This window comes from Acidocella sp. (genome assembly GCF_035535915.1).
GTDB lineage: Bacteria > Pseudomonadota > Alphaproteobacteria > Acetobacterales > Acetobacteraceae > Acidocella.
Window position 1 is genome coordinate 119,245 of the sequence record NZ_DATLPB010000118.1, and the last position, 13,753, is coordinate 132,997.

Below are 13,753 nucleotides of genomic sequence, written 5' to 3' on the forward strand. Positions count from 1 at the left end.
GCGAAAAATCCGTTCTGCTTAAAAGGCGAGTTTGAGAACCGAGACGGCGCTGGCCAGCGCCAGCAGCACGATGACCGCGTTCACCACGAGCAGCGTGCCGCGCCGCTTCGCCTCGTCATGGACATAGTCTTCGATGACCACCTGCAGGCCGAGCGCCAGATGATAGAACAACGCGGCGATCAGGCAGAGATACAGCACGGTGTTCCAGGGTTCGGCCATGAAGGCCGCCATCTCGGCGCGCGAGGCGCCGGCGAGCATCAGCACGGAGAGCACGAAATAAAGCGAGAGCGGCAACAGCGCCATCGCCGTGACGCGCTGGACCCACCAATGATGGAGCCCGGATTTCGCCGAACCGAGGCCACGCGCACGGCTGAGCTGGCTGCGCATGATCCGGATCGAAGGAGCGTCGTGTTTATCCATGTTCATTCACCACACCAGGAACGCGATGATCCAAAACGCGACGGTGAGCACCGCCGTCGCCACGAACACATACCGGCCGGTGCGGTGCATGTCCGGCAGCTCGAAGCCGCGCCCGGCATCCCACAGCAAATGGCGGATGCCGTTGCAAAAATGATAGAACAGCGCAACGGTGAAGCCGAACAGGATGAGAATGCCGAGCCAGGTCGCGAACAGCGACTGAATGACGGAAAACGCTCCGTCGCTGGTGGCGGCGCACACCAGCCAGGCCGCGAGCAGCAGCGTGCCGATGCCCAACACGACGCCCGTGCCGCGATGAAGAATCGATGTCACCGAGGAGAGTTGCGGCTTATACACCTGCAAATGCGGCGACAGAGGGCGGCGAACCAGTTTCCCCTCTGAATTGCGCCCCACCATCAGGGCTTCGCGGACATCCGACATAGCAAACCTTTCTAAGAGGTCGTTACTAAAAATTATGCTGCAGTTGCTTAGTCTTCGGGTCCGGCATGGTCAACGCCGCCAGCCGCCCCATGCGCGGAGTTCTGCAATGCATGCGATGAATGTATAGGGATTAGCTATAACCATCTTCCATCGCCGGTTCCAGGCGCATCAGCGCGACCTCGCGGCGCGCCGAATCCTCCAGCTCCAGGCTGGTCGGCACCTCGTAGCGCGCCAGCCTCGTGCCTTCGGAAGGGGCGTATTTCCGCCCCGGATCCGCCACCAGCACCGTGGCCTGCGCGGCGCAGCGCCGCAGCCAGGGCATGATATGCCGGGTCATCGGCGCCTCGTAGCAGACATCGCCGCACAGGATCACGTCCCAGCGGCACGGCGATCCCACGACATCGTCCAGCAGCACCGTGACATTACAATGATTTTCGGCCGCGTTGAGGGCGATCGCCGCGGCCGCGAACGGGTCGATTTCCGCGGCCTCCACCAAAGCCGCCCCGGCCCGGGCGCAGGCAATGCCGGCCAGGCCGCTGCCGGCCGCGAAATCGAGCACTTTTTTTCCCGCCACCAGCCCTGGATGCAAGGCGACATGATACGCCAGCGCCTCCGAACCCGGCCAGGCAAAGGCCCAGAAGGGTGGCGGCATGTCATGCGCCTGCAGGAACGCCTCGCTCGCCAGCCAGAGCGGCGTGATCTCGGTGGCGAGATGCAGTTTGATATCGGGAACCAGCCGTGCGGCAGACAGCGCGGTGTGCCGCCGCACGAACCCCCGGTGGTCTGTGTGCAACGCCGCTTTTCAGCCCGTGATGTCGTTAGGCTCGGAGGCGATGTCGGTCTTTTCCACCTCGAGCCGTGCCACGCGCGCCTCCAAGGCTTCCACTTGCGCCTTGGCGCGCCGCGCCACTTCGGACATCGCCTCGAACTCCTCGCGCTTCACGAGGTCGAGGCGGCGCACCGCCTCGTCGACCCGCGCGCGCACCATCGACGCCATCTCCTCGCGCAGGCCGGTCAAAGCCGACAGCGCCCCGCCGGCGACTCCGGCGAGGTCATCGAAAAATTTCGGACGTTCATTCATGGTCCCAGGGCCTTCTCTGAAATCTAGGACGCTTTATAAGCGCCCCCATGATATTGGTCACGGGTGGCGCCGGCTTCATCGGCTCTAATCTCCATGCGGCGCTGCAGGCCGACGGGCATGACACGATCATCGCCGACTGGCTCGGCAATGATGGCAAATGGCGCAATCTGCGCCACCACCCGCCCGGCCGCGTGATCGCCCCGGAAGCCTTGGACGATTTTCTTGAGGCCGCGCCGGCGCTGGACGCCGTGGTGCATCTCGGCGCGATTTCCGAGACCACCGCCACAGACGGCGACCTCGTCTGGCGCAGCAACGTCGCCTTGAGCCAGACGCTCTGGTCCTGGTGCGCGAAACACGGGGTGCGCTTCATCTACGCCTCTTCCGCGGCGACCTATGGCGACGGCGCGGCCGGCTTTAACGACGATTCGTCCCTGCCCTCCTTACGCAAATTGCAGCCCCTCAACCTCTATGGCTGGAGCAAGCATGCGTTCGATCTGTGGGTCGCGCGCCAGATGGAAACCGGCGCGCCCGCCCCGCCGGCCTGGGCGGGCGTCAAATTTTTCAACGTCTACGGGCCCAACGAATACCATAAGGGCAAGATGATCTCGGTCGTGAAGGTCAAGCACGATGAGCTGCGCGCCGGCGGCCCCATCAAGCTGTTCCGCTCGGACCGGCCAGGCCTGGCCGACGGCGCCCAGGCGCGGGATTTCATCTATATCGACGATGTGGTGGCGGCGCTGCGCTTCATGCTCACGGCGCCCGCTCTGGCCGGGCTGTACAATCTCGGCACCGGGCTCGCCCGCACCTATTATGAGCTGGGCGCGGCGGTCTGCGCCGCCAACGGCCAGCCAGCGAACATCGAATTCATCGACATGCCGGCGGCCCTGCGCGGCCAATACCAGTCCTTCACCCAGGCGCCGATGGCGCGGCTACGCCAGGCTGGCTTCAATCATTCTTTTAAGACTTTAGAGCAAGGCATTGATACCTATATCAGATCCTATCTGACTCAGGCGGACCCCTATCGATGAACCCCATCCTGCTGCCGGCCTTTCAGCGCGCCATCCATATCGGCCCGCTGACCATCCATTTTTACGCCCTCGCCTATATCGCCGGGCTGCTGATCGGCTGGCGCCTGGTGCGCTACCTGGTCCGCCGCCCGCCCGTCGCGGCCAGCGGCGAGCAGGTGGACGATTTCCTCACCTGGGCGACGCTCGGCATCATTCTCGGCGGGCGGCTCGGCTATGTGCTGTTCTACCAGCCGGGCTTTTATTTCACCCATCCCAAGGAGATCGTCGCCGTCTGGGATGGCGGCATGAGCTTCCATGGCGGGTTTCTGGGCGTCACCACCGCGATCATCTGGTTCTGCGTCAAGCACCGGATCAACATCCTGGCCTTCGCCGACCGCATCGCCGTGGCGGTGCCGATCGGCCTGTTCCTAGGCCGCTGCGCCAATTTCATCAATGGCGAGCTCTGGGGCCGCCCTGCCCCCGCCTGGTTCCCGCTCGCCATGGTCTATCCCGATGCCGGGCCGCTGCCGCGCTACCCGTCCGAGCTGATCGAGGCCTGCCTCGAAGGCGTGGCGTTGTTCATCGTCATGCTGCTGGCTTCACGTTCCGAGAAGCTGCGCCGCCGGGCCGGCACGCTCGCCGGCATATTCGTCACCGGCTACGGCATTGCCCGCATCATCGGCGAATGCTTCCGCGAACCCGACCCGTTTCTGGGCTTTTTGCCTTTCAACACCACGATGGGGCAGTTGCTCTCCATCCCCATGGTGCTGGCGGGGCTCGGCATCATCTGGTTCGCCGGCACCCGCGCGCGCGTAACAACATGAGACGAAAGCAAGGCAAGGGCTTCTTTTTGTGAACAAAAAGAAGCAAAAAAACTTTGTTAACTTTGGGCCGTGCTGGTTTCACCGCCCCCGGCCCAGCATAACAAAAATTTTTGCGCCGCTTTTTTTAAAAAGCGGCCACTTGCTTGCTTAACTGATGGAACGTTTCGATCATTTCATGGCCCGAGCCAACGCCGCCTATTACGCGGCGCAGGACCCGTTCAAGAATTTCACCACGGCGCCGGAGCTGACCCAGGTTTTCGGCGAAATTCTCGGCGCCTGGGCCAAGACCGTGTGGCAGATGATGGGCGCGCCGGAGAACGTCATTCTGGCCGAGGCCGGGCCCGGGCGCGGCACGCTGATGGCAGACGCGCTGCGCCTGTGGCCGCGCGCGCAGGTGCATCTGCTCGAAACCTCGCCCCGTTTGCGCGCCGAACAGGCGGCACGGGTGCCCAATGCGGTCTGGCATGAGTCGCTCGATACGCTCCCGGACGGTCCGCTGATCCTGCTCGCCAATGAATTTTTGGACGCGCTGCCGGTGCGGCAGTTCGTTCGCCGCGAGACCGGCTGGCACGAGCTTTATGTCGAGGACGGCGCCTATACGGAGTTGCCGGCGGACATTGGGCTTCCCGACGACCCGGTCGGCAGTGTCCGGGAAATCAACGAGGCTGCCGTGGAATTCTGCCGCAAGCTGGCGGCGCGCGGCGCCGTGGCTTTGTTCTTCGATTACGGCCCGATGCAGAGCGCGCCCGGCAGTTCGGTGCAGGCGATCCGCGACGGCGCCTATGCCGATCCGCTGCAATGCCCGGGGCAGGCCGACCTGACCGCCCATGTCGATTTCGCCGCCATCGCCGCATGCGTGGAAAATGTGCAGGGGCCGGTGAAGCAGAACGCCTTTCTCACCGGGCTCGGCCTGTTCCAGCGCAGCGATTTTCTCGCCCGCAAATATCCCGGCAAGGCGCGGGACTTCGCGCTGGCGGCGGAGCGCCTCACCGCGCCGGAGGCGATGGGCAGCCTGTTCAAAGCCATGGCGTTATGCCCTAAACATTTGCCCAGACTGCCGGGATTCGAAATTTGAAGTATTTTCGTGGCGAACTCTCCACCCCGCATGGTTTTTTCACCCGTCAGGGCGGGGTCTCCACGGGGCCTTATGCCAGCCTGAATTGCAGCCTTTCCGGTGCCGACGACCCGGCCAATGTGCGGCGCAACCGGGCGCTGGTGGCGGCGCAATTCAACACCCAACCGGAGCACCTGCTGGGGCTGCGCCAGGTGCATGGCGCCGCGGTCGCGACCGTCACCGCCCCCTGGGCGGTCGGCGACGGCCCGGCGGCGGATGCGATGGTCACCGCCCTACCCGGTCTCGCGCTCGGCATTATCACCGCCGACTGCGCCCCGGTGCTGTTCGCGGATGAGGCAAGTGGCATCGTCGGCGCGGCGCATGCCGGCTGGCGCGGCGCGCTGGGCGGCGTGCTCGAGGCCACGGCCGATGCCATGCGGGCCCTGGGCGCGCAAACCATCCGCGCGGTGGTCGGCCCCTGCATCCAGCAATCCAGCTACGAGGTCTCCGCCGATCTGCGCGACCCGGTGCTGGCCCGCGACCCGGCCGATGCGCGCTTTTTCGCCCCCGGCCGCCCGGAGCGCTGGCAGTTCGATCTTCCCGCCTATTGCGCCGCCCGCTTGGCTGCAAACGGCGTCATCCCTGAAATTTTATCCATGGACACCTGCGCCGAGGAACAAAATTTCTTTTCCCATCGCCGCCGCACCTTGCGCGGCGAGGGGGCGATCGGCCATCAGATCTCGGTCATATGCATATAAAAAACCTGACCCTGGGCCTGGCCTTCCTGCTGGCCGGCTGCGGCACCCTGCCGCAGCCATTTTATGGAAACCCCGGCCCCACGGGGGCGATGCTGTCGATCCCCCCCGCCCCGGTGCTGATGGTCCCGACGCCGAGAGCGGCGTTGCTCGGCAATGACGAGGCGAAGCTCTATGCCCAGGACCTGGCGGCCCAACTCGTGGCCGCGAATGTGCCGAGCATCTTCGGCCCGGCCACCAAGAGCGACTGGCAGCTGGTCGCCACCGCCAAGCTGGCGGGCAACGATGTCACCCCCGCCTACACGGTGCTGGGGCCGAACGGCAAAAACTACGGCCAGCTTCAAGGCACGCCGGTTCCTGCCGCCGCCTGGGCCGATGGCAGCGCCGGTACGCTGCAAGAAGCCGCGGCGGCCGACGCCAAGAAGCTGGCAAAATTGCTCGCCGGCATCAATGCGCGCGTGCAGCAGGGCAACCCGCTCTCGCTGGAAAACCGCTCGCCGCGAATCTTCATCGGCACCGTCTCCGGTGCGCCCGGCGACGGCGACACCGCCCTGCCGCTCGACCTCAGCCGCGACCTGCCCAGCCCCAACCTGCAACTCGTCACCAATGCCAAGCAGGCGGATTTTTCCGTGACCGGCACGATCAAGGCGACGCCGAGCGGGCCGGGCCAGGTAACCGTGGAACTGGATTGGAGCGTGCTGGACGCCAACCATCGCAAGATCGGCCAGGTGACGCAGCTGCACGTCCTCGCCGCCAGCGATATCTCACCCTATTGGGGCGATGTCGCCGCCGCCGCCGCCTCCGAGGCCGCCGGCGGTATCCAGCAGGTGGTGGTCAATGCCAGGCTGAAGAAGCCGAGTTAAGGAAGAAAGCAGCCGCTTTTTGAAAAAGCGGCGCAAAAACTTTTGTTTACACTGGGCCGATGGCGGTGAAACCAGCACGGCCCAAAGTGACAAAAAACTACTTTTTGTTCACAAAAAGCAGCGCTTTCTTTCGCTTGCCTTCAAAGGCTCGCCATCACCCGATTTCGCCCCTGGCGCTTGGACTCATAGAGCATCTCATCGGCACGCTCGATCAGCATTTTGGGCGTGATGGGGTGCAGCTGCGGATGCGCGGTCACGACGCCGACGCTGACCGTGACGAAGCCGTATGTTTCGTTGCCGGCATGGGGCAGGCGCAAATCCTGCACTGCCTGGCGCAGCTCCTCGGCCTGCAGCCAGGCGGCATTTTCCGTGGTGGAGACCAGCAGCACCGCCAGTTCCTCACCGCCATAGCGCGCCGCCACGTCGCCCGGCCTGCGGCCGAAACTCTTCACCACTTCCGACACCACGCACAGGCAATCGTCGCCGGCCCGATGGCCGTATTGATCGTTGAAGGACTTGAAATGATCCACATCCAGCAGGACCAGAGAGAGCGGTGCGCAATTGCGGTTGGCGCGCCGGCATTCCCGCTCCAGCGCCTCGTCCAGCTGGCGGCGATTGGCGAGACCGGTCAACGGATCGGTGCGCGCGAGCTCCGCCATCTGCTCCCGGCTCCGCGCGAGCTGCAGCGCCGCACGGTCACGCTCCGCCAGAATCGCCGACAGCGGCAGAACCAGCATCGCCGCCACGCTGACGAAAAACTGCACCATCAGGATGTTTGTGCCTTCCGACGCTGATGCGTCGAGGATCGCCTGGCTGGTGCCGTGCAGCGTGAAGCCGACCGCGATGACGGTGGTGCAGAACAGCGCCGCGGCGCCACCGGGAAGGCCGAACAGGCACACCATGAACACCAGCGGCGGATACACCAGGAACAGCAGATGATAGCGGGACTGTTCGAACGCCAGAATTGTCGTGACCAGAAACAGCACCGTGACGCTGGCTGACAGCAGCAGGCGCGGCTGCTTGGCGAAACGAACGCCGTGCGGACTGTGCAAGGCCAGAACAATAGGCGTAATCGTGATGATGCCCAGCGCATGCGCCAGATACAGCCCGAGAACGAAACCCGCCGTGACGCCATGCCCGAAGAGAAAAAACAATAACGCGGAGCTGGCCAAACTGGACGCCAACGGCGCTAACACCACTGCGATCATGGAAAACCGCGCGAGAATTCCCGGCTGCGACAAATCGTAATTCTCGCCGACGAACCAGCCCAACAAAGCCAGGGTAAGGCCCAGCTCCATAAGATTGCTGGAAGGAAGCGAGACGATGAAATCAACCGGAAGCCCGACGAGGCCGGCAGCAACGATATTGGCGACGAAGCCGCCCGCGAGATAAGCGGGCCAGAGCGAGCGGCGCGAGGTCAGCAAGATCCCCAGCAGAACGCCGTTGGCGGGCCAGATGGCCGGCTGATCGGCAGCTTTCGACAAGAGCGCTCCGAGAATCGCCGTCGCGGCGACAATCACGGCGACGGCGCACCCCGGCTTCCAGGCGGGCAGTGCGCTGCGCAGTCTGGCACGCCTTAACAAATCAGGGCGATGCTTAATCGGTCGGCTCCATCATCACACACAAGCGAGTGCGGCGAGTAAGACGATTTCAAGCCACTGGCCAGAGAGGCCGGCAGATTCCCGCACGTTTGCGTCGCGCGGCACCGTTTTTCTCCAGAGTGTCATATTATTCCTGAAAATTTTCATTCCTGCTTCCCTCGTCTGCAACTTTTCGTAGACGAGTTTGCGGATGGTCTGGTGTGATCCGCATCAAGCAAGCGGCCGCTTTTTGAAAAAAGCGGCGCAAAAACTTTTGCTTATGCCGGGCGGAGGGGCTGAAGGTTCCGGCGGTGCGTAGCACCGTTGGAATAGCCCCGGAGGGCGGTGGCGTTGAAACTAGCACGGCCCAAGGTAATCAAAGTTTTTTTGCTACTTTTTGTTCACAAAAAGTAGTGCTTCCTCTTATTCGCGGACGAGGATCTTGTCGTTAATAAAGGAAGCCAGGGCGCCGGCCTTGAACGCGGCGCGCAGTCGGTCTTCGTGGTAATCCTCGCGCACCCAGTCGAGAAACGGCTTCCGTCCCTCGGCCTCGCGCCGGTACATGTAAAAGAACGCGTCGAGAATGCCGGTCTTCGACTGGCGGATATGGCCATAACGCCACGAAAGCTGTCTCAACGCCTCTTGCGTGGTGCCGCCCTGAATCATCACGAACAAGGCCGAGGCCAGGCCCGCGCGGTCCGCGCCGGACTTGCAATGCGCCAAAGCCGGCCTCCGCATCGAGGCGAGAATTTCCGCCAGGCGCAAAATCCGGTCGCGATGCGGCGCGCCGCGCGATTCCAGCGCCATATCGTAAAAATCCATCCCCAGCCGCCGCGCCGCGTCGCGCGACAGCGCGTCGGACCCGTTCTTCGCCTGGCCGCGCAGATTGATCACCGTGGCGATCCCGACCTTGCGCTTGAACACGGCGAGATTGCCCGGCGTCGGATGGTTGGAGCGGTACAATACCCCCGGCTTCACGGTGGAAAAATTGGTCCAGAGGATGCGCAGCACCGCATGGTCGACGAACAGGGCGTCGATCCAGGCATTGCGCCGCCCGGCTTTGGTCGCGAGATCGCCCTTGTAGATCGTGTCCATCGGCGCCGCTTATAAGCGAGCCGCCGCATCCCCACCAGCCGCCCCGCGCCGCCGGCCGATTTGTGCCCCGGCGCAATTGCGGTTAACCCGCCATCATGCATCAGCCGCTCGCCACGCCGGCCCTTTTTCAGGACCATTCGACCGCCACGCTCATCCGCCGCCTGTGGCGCGACCATGTGCGCCATTATAAGGGCCGCATCATCCTCATCGTGGTGATGACGCTGATCATGTCCGGCACCACGGCGCTCTATCCGGCGCTGATCGACTGGGCCTTCACCATGTTCGCCCGCAAGGACCCGCGGATCCTCTACCAGGTGCCGGTGCTGGTGCTGCTGGTCACCGCGGTCAAGGGCCTGTCGATGTATTTCCAGTCGGTGCTGACGCAGGACATGGTGCTGCTGGTGATCCGCCGGCTGCAGGTCGCGATGTTCAGCCACCTCTCCAACGCCGCGCTGGCGCGCGTCGAGCGCGAGGCGCCGGCGGCTCTGGCCGCGCGCTTCACCACCGACGCCACGGTGATCCGCGAGGCCATGACCCGCGCGGTAAACGCCGTGGCCGACGCCGCGACCGTGGTCGGGCTGGTGGTGACGATGATCACCATCGACTGGAAGCTGAGCCTGATCGCCGCCCTGCTCTATCCGCTCGCCGGCATCCCCGTGCAGAAAATCGGCAAGCGCATGCGCCGCGCCTCGGGCGGCATGCAGGAGCGCATGGGCCAGGCCGCCGCCATGCTGAACGAGAGTTTCGCCCAGGCCCGCACGGTGCGCGCCTATGGGCTGGAGCAGCATGAGCAGGGCCGCGCCAACCGTACTTTCGAACAGCTTTATGCCGCGCTGATCCGCATGACCCGCGTGCGCGCCCGGCTCGACCCGATGCTGGAGGTCCTGGGCGGCGTGGCGGTGGCGCTGGTGATCGGCTTCGAGGGCTGGCGCAACGCCACCGGGGACAGCGGCGTCGGCAATTTCATGGGCTTCATCTCTGCGCTGCTGATCGCCTCGCGCCCCTTGCGCGCGCTCGGCACGATGAACGCCGCCATCCAGGAAGGGCTGGCCGGGCTGGTGCGGGTGTTCACCGTGATCGACGAGCCCGCCGCCATCGCCGATGCCCCGGGCGCAAAGCCGCTCCCCGCCGGCCCGGGCGAGGTGGTGTTCGAACATGTGGCCTTCACCTATCCGGACGGCCGCGACGGGCTGAAGGATTTGAGCTTCACCGCCGCACCCGGCAAGATGCTGGCGCTGGTGGGTAGTTCCGGCGCCGGAAAATCCACCGCGCTGGCGCTGATCCCGCGCCTCTACACGCCGACCGGCGGGCGCATCCTGGTGGATGGCGCGCCGATCACGGATGTCACGCTCGCCAGCCTACGCGGCGCGATCGCCTATGTCGGCCAGGATTCGCTGCTGTTCGAGGACACGATCGAGGCCAATATCCGCCTCGGCCGGCCGGATGCGACACCCGAGGAAGTCATGGCTGCCGCCCAGGCCGCCGCCTGCGGCTTTGCCGAGCAGATGCCGCAAGGGTTCGCCACCAATGTCGGCGTCAACGGCCAGCGCCTCTCTGGCGGCCAGCGCCAGCGCGTCGCCATCGCCCGCGCCATCCTGCGCAACCCGCGCATCCTGCTGCTGGACGAAGCCACCTCGGCGCTGGACACCGAGAGCGAGGCCGCGGTGCAGGCGGCGCTGGCCCGGCTGCGCCAGGGCCGCACCACCATCGTCGTGGCGCACCGCCTCTCCACCGTGCGCGACGCCGATTTGATCGTGGTGATGGCCGACGGCCGGGCCGTGGAACAGGACACGCATGAAGCGCTGCTGGCGCAGGAAGGCGCCTTTGCCCGCCTCGTCCGCGCGCAGGCGCTGAATTAAGGCAAGGGAAAGCAAGCGCTACTTTTTGTGAACAAAAAGTAGCAAAAAAACTTTACTCACTTTAGGCCCGTGCCGGTTTCACCGCCTCAGGCCCAGCGTAAACAAAAGTTTTTGCGCCGCTTTTTTTAAAAAGCGGCTGCTTTCTTTCCTTACTTCCTGGCCTGTGCCGCGAAAATCGCCCGCCGGCCGATATCGCGGCGGCAGAACCCGTCCGCCCATTCGATCTTGTCGACCGCTTCGTAAGCCCGCGTGACCGCCTCCTGCAGGTCCGCGCCGGTGGCGTTCACCGCCAGCACGCGGCCGCCATTGGCGAGGATGCCGCCCTGGTCGGCCATGGTCCCGGCGTGGAACACAGTCACCTCGGGCAGCGCGCCCACCTCTTCGAGCCCGAAGATTTCACCGCCGGTGGCGTAGGCGCCGGGATAGCCCTTGGAGCACATCACTACCGTGGCGGAAGCGGCGTCGCGCCAGCGCAGGTCCACATGCTTGAGCTCGCCCTCGGTGGCGGCCACCAGCGCCGGCAGCAGGTCCGAGCGCAGCAGCGGCAGCAGCGTCTCGCATTCCGGGTCGCCGAACCGCACATTGAACTCGATCAGCTTCGGCCCGTCCTCCTCGACCATGAGGCCCGCGAACAGGAAGCCGCGGAACGGCATGCCGCGCCGGGCCATTTCGCCCAGCGCCGGGCGGATGATGGTGGCCATGGTCGCGTCGATGATGGCCTGGCCGGCCCAGGGCGGCGGCGAAATCGCGCCCATGCCGCCGGTATTCGGCCCGGTATCGCCGTCGCCGACGCGCTTATGGTCGGCGGCGCAGCCGAGATAAAGCGCATCCTCCCCGTCGCAGAGCGCGAAGACGGAAATCTCCTCGCCCACCAGGCATTGCTCGATCACGATCTCCGCCCCGGCGGCGCCATGCACCTTGTCTTCCATGATGGCGGTGACGGCCTCATGCGCCTCGTCCAGCGTGGCGGCGACGACCACGCCCTTGCCCGCCGCCAGACCGTCCGCCTTGATCACGATCGGCGCGCCGATTTCCTCGACATAATCATGTGCTTCGTCGGCCTCCGTGAAAGCCTTCCACGCGGCAGTCGGGATCCCGGCGGCATCGGCGATTTCCTTGGTGAAGCGCTTGCTGCCCTCAAGCTGGGCGGCGGCGGCGCTGGGCCCGCAGCAGGCGATGTTCTGCGCCGCCAGCGCATCGGCCAGCCCGGCCACAAGCGGCGCCTCCGGCCCCGGCACCACCAGATCGACCTTCTGCGCCACCGCGAAATTCACCAGCCCCGCAATATCGTTCGTACGTAGCGGCACGTTGGTGGCAAGCGCCGCGGTGCCCGGATTGCCGGGGGCGACAAATAATTCCGTCAGCAACGGGCTCGCCGAAATCGCCCAGGCCAGAGCATGTTCCCGTCCGCCGGACCCGACAATCAACACCCGCATGTCTCAAACCCCTTTGTCACCTCGCGGCGCTGTATCATAGAGTTGGGGCATGAGCGACCTACTGCCCAACACGCCCGAATTCTCCGTCTCCGAACTGGCCGGCGCGGTCAAAAGAACCCTGGAAGGCGCGTTCGGCCGTGTGCGGGTACGCGGCGAGATCACCGAATTCAAGGCCTACGCGTCCGGCCATCAATATTTCGCCCTCAAGGACGAAGGCGCGAAAATCCGCGCCATCATCTGGAAGGGCGTCGCCCCGCGAGTCGGGCTGAAAGCCGAGAACGGCGTCGAGGTCATCGCCACCGGCCGCATCACCTCCTATCCCGAGCGCTCGGAATATCAGTTGATCGTCGAGCGGTTGGAATATGCCGGGGCCGGCGCGCTGCTCGCGCGCATCGAGGCGCTGAAAGCACGGCTGGCGGCGGAAGGGCTGTTCGCCCCGGAACGGCGCATGCTCCTGCCGATGCTGCCCCGCCTCATCGGCGTCGTCACCTCCGCCCAGGGCGCGGTGCTGCAGGACATCAAGACCACCATCGCGAGGCGCTTCCCGACGCCCATCCTGCTCTGGCCGGTCGCGGTGCAGGGCGAAGGCGCGGCGGAAAAAATCGCCGCCGCCATCGAAGGGTTTTCCGCCTTGCCGGCAAACGGGCCGATCCCCCGGCCGGACGTGCTGATCGTCGCGCGCGGCGGCGGCAGCCTGGAAGACCTGATGGCCTTCAACGACGAGCTCGTGGTGCGCGCCGCCGCCGCCTGCACCATCCCGCTGATCTCCGCGGTTGGGCATGAAACCGACACGACATTGATCGATTTCGTCGCCGACCGCCGCGCCCCCACCCCCACCGCGGCGGCGGAAATGGCGATCCCCGCGCGGCTGGAACTGCTCGCCGATCTCGCGCAGAAAACCGCGCGGCTCACCGGCGCGCTCTCGCGCATCGCCAACACCGCGCGGCTGCGGCTCAACCAGGCCGGGGCCAAGCTGCCGGACCTGCCCGCCATGCTCGGCGCCGCCCGCCAGCGCCTGGACGACCGCGCCGAACGCCTGACCCTGGCCTGGCCCAATTACGTCGCCGCCCAGCACCGCCGCATGGAAGGGCTCGCCAACCGGCTGCGCCACCCGCGCGAAATTCTCGGCCGCCACCGCAACAGCGTGGCACTGCTCGACCAGCGGCTCGCGCACGCTTTGCCCAACCTGCTGCGCGCTTACGGCAAACGGCTGGATTCCGCCGGCTACCGTCTCGCCGCACCGGGCACGGAAATTTCCACCCGCCGCAACCGCCTGGACCTGCTGGCGCAGCGGCTCGACGCCCCCCTGCCCGGCCGCCTGCGCGAAGCCAGGCTGCGGCT

14 protein-coding genes are annotated in these 13,753 nt (G+C 65.4%); 7 read left to right on the top strand and 7 right to left on the bottom strand.

The window, feature by feature from the left end; genetic code table 11:
- Positions 1 to 18: 18 nt before the first annotated feature.
- The 4 genes from sdhD to VNC39_RS16040 form a co-directional block, all read right to left on the bottom strand.
- Positions 19 to 420 carry a succinate dehydrogenase, hydrophobic membrane anchor protein gene (gene sdhD, locus VNC39_RS16025; RefSeq protein WP_325400670.1) on the bottom strand — a complete coding sequence of 134 codons (402 nt, stop codon included), beginning with the start codon at positions 418 to 420 and terminating at the stop codon, positions 19 to 21.
- A gap of 6 nt (positions 421 to 426) precedes the next feature.
- The gene (gene sdhC / locus VNC39_RS16030; protein ID WP_325400655.1) at positions 427 to 858 is read right to left on the bottom strand and encodes a succinate dehydrogenase, cytochrome b556 subunit; all 432 of its coding nucleotides are present in this window, start codon (positions 856 to 858) and stop codon (positions 427 to 429) included.
- Positions 859 to 988: 130 nt separating this feature from the next.
- Positions 989 to 1,651, bottom strand: coding sequence for a class I SAM-dependent methyltransferase (locus tag VNC39_RS16035; protein WP_325400656.1), 663 nt, complete (start codon positions 1,649 to 1,651; stop codon positions 989 to 991).
- A gap of 9 nt (positions 1,652 to 1,660) precedes the next feature.
- Complete coding sequence (locus tag VNC39_RS16040) at positions 1,661 to 1,939, bottom strand: accessory factor UbiK family protein (RefSeq protein WP_325400657.1); 279 nt, start codon at positions 1,937 to 1,939, stop codon at positions 1,661 to 1,663.
- Positions 1,940 to 1,986: 47 nt separating this feature from the next.
- On the opposite strand from VNC39_RS16040, the gene rfaD reads away from it, so the two are divergent.
- The 5 genes from rfaD (at position 1,987) to VNC39_RS16065 (ending at position 6,442) form a co-directional block, all read left to right on the top strand.
- Positions 1,987 to 2,967 (top strand): ADP-glyceromanno-heptose 6-epimerase, encoded by a 981-nt coding sequence (gene rfaD / locus VNC39_RS16045; RefSeq protein ID WP_325400658.1) that lies wholly within the window; start codon positions 1,987 to 1,989, stop codon positions 2,965 to 2,967.
- Positions 2,964 to 3,770: a prolipoprotein diacylglyceryl transferase gene (gene lgt, locus VNC39_RS16050; RefSeq protein WP_325400659.1), complete on the top strand. Its 807-nt coding sequence runs from the start codon at positions 2,964 to 2,966 to the stop codon at positions 3,768 to 3,770. Before rfaD ends, lgt begins: the two co-directional genes overlap by 4 nt.
- Positions 3,771 to 3,924: 154 nt before the next feature.
- Complete coding sequence (locus VNC39_RS16055) at positions 3,925 to 4,845, top strand: class I SAM-dependent methyltransferase (protein WP_325400660.1); 921 nt, start codon at positions 3,925 to 3,927, stop codon at positions 4,843 to 4,845.
- Entirely contained in the window at positions 4,842 to 5,582 is a 741-nt protein-coding gene (gene pgeF, locus VNC39_RS16060; RefSeq protein WP_325400661.1) for a peptidoglycan editing factor PgeF, read from the top strand. The genes VNC39_RS16055 and pgeF overlap by 4 nt, the downstream gene beginning before the upstream one ends.
- The gene (locus tag VNC39_RS16065; RefSeq protein WP_325400662.1) at positions 5,573 to 6,442 is read left to right on the top strand and encodes a hypothetical protein; all 870 of its coding nucleotides are present in this window, start codon (positions 5,573 to 5,575) and stop codon (positions 6,440 to 6,442) included. Before pgeF ends, VNC39_RS16065 begins: the two co-directional genes overlap by 10 nt.
- A 140-nt stretch (positions 6,443 to 6,582) precedes the next feature.
- Here the strand turns inward: VNC39_RS16065 and VNC39_RS16070 are convergent, their stop codons facing one another.
- Positions 6,583 to 8,025: a sensor domain-containing diguanylate cyclase gene (locus VNC39_RS16070; protein ID WP_325400663.1), complete on the bottom strand. Its 1,443-nt coding sequence runs from the start codon at positions 8,023 to 8,025 to the stop codon at positions 6,583 to 6,585.
- Positions 8,026 to 8,445: 420 nt separating this feature from the next.
- Positions 8,446 to 9,117 carry a tyrosine-protein phosphatase gene (locus VNC39_RS16075; protein WP_325400664.1) on the bottom strand — a complete coding sequence of 224 codons (672 nt, stop codon included), beginning with the start codon at positions 9,115 to 9,117 and terminating at the stop codon, positions 8,446 to 8,448.
- Between the two features lie 95 nt (positions 9,118 to 9,212).
- Between VNC39_RS16075 and VNC39_RS16080 the strand changes: the two genes are divergently transcribed.
- Complete coding sequence (locus VNC39_RS16080; RefSeq protein ID WP_325400665.1) at positions 9,213 to 10,976, top strand: ABC transporter ATP-binding protein; 1,764 nt, start codon at positions 9,213 to 9,215, stop codon at positions 10,974 to 10,976.
- Between the two features lie 149 nt (positions 10,977 to 11,125).
- On the opposite strand, the gene purD is transcribed toward VNC39_RS16080, so the two are convergent.
- Positions 11,126 to 12,412, bottom strand: a complete 1,287-nt coding sequence (purD, locus tag VNC39_RS16085; protein WP_325400666.1) for a phosphoribosylamine--glycine ligase — start codon at positions 12,410 to 12,412, stop codon at positions 11,126 to 11,128.
- Positions 12,413 to 12,461: 49 nt separating this feature from the next.
- On the opposite strand from purD, the gene xseA reads away from it, so the two are divergent.
- Positions 12,462 to 13,753: exodeoxyribonuclease VII large subunit (gene xseA, locus VNC39_RS16090; protein ID WP_325400667.1), on the top strand; the 1,292-nt coding region annotated here is incomplete at its 3' end.

What these genes read in the sequence shown, in the direction of transcription:
- sdhC (WP_325400655.1), bottom strand. Translation starts at nt 858, where the DNA reads ATGTCGGATGTCCGCGAAGCCCTGATGGTGGGGCGCAATTCAGAGGGG.
- VNC39_RS16080 (WP_325400665.1), top strand. Translation starts at nt 9,213, where the DNA reads ATGCATCAGCCGCTCGCCACGCCGGCCCTTTTTCAGGACCATTCGACC.
- VNC39_RS16040 (WP_325400657.1), bottom strand. Translation starts at nt 1,939, where the DNA reads ATGAATGAACGTCCGAAATTTTTCGATGACCTCGCCGGAGTCGCCGGC.
- lgt (WP_325400659.1), top strand. Translation starts at nt 2,964, where the DNA reads ATGAACCCCATCCTGCTGCCGGCCTTTCAGCGCGCCATCCATATCGGC.
- sdhD (WP_325400670.1), bottom strand. Translation starts at nt 420, where the DNA reads ATGGATAAACACGACGCTCCTTCGATCCGGATCATGCGCAGCCAGCTC.
- purD (WP_325400666.1), bottom strand. Translation starts at nt 12,412, where the DNA reads ATGCGGGTGTTGATTGTCGGGTCCGGCGGACGGGAACATGCTCTGGCC.
- VNC39_RS16075 (WP_325400664.1), bottom strand. Translation starts at nt 9,117, where the DNA reads ATGGACACGATCTACAAGGGCGATCTCGCGACCAAAGCCGGGCGGCGC.
- VNC39_RS16065 (WP_325400662.1), top strand. Translation starts at nt 5,573, where the DNA reads ATGCATATAAAAAACCTGACCCTGGGCCTGGCCTTCCTGCTGGCCGGC.
- VNC39_RS16055 (WP_325400660.1), top strand. Translation starts at nt 3,925, where the DNA reads ATGGAACGTTTCGATCATTTCATGGCCCGAGCCAACGCCGCCTATTAC.
- rfaD (WP_325400658.1), top strand. Translation starts at nt 1,987, where the DNA reads ATGATATTGGTCACGGGTGGCGCCGGCTTCATCGGCTCTAATCTCCAT.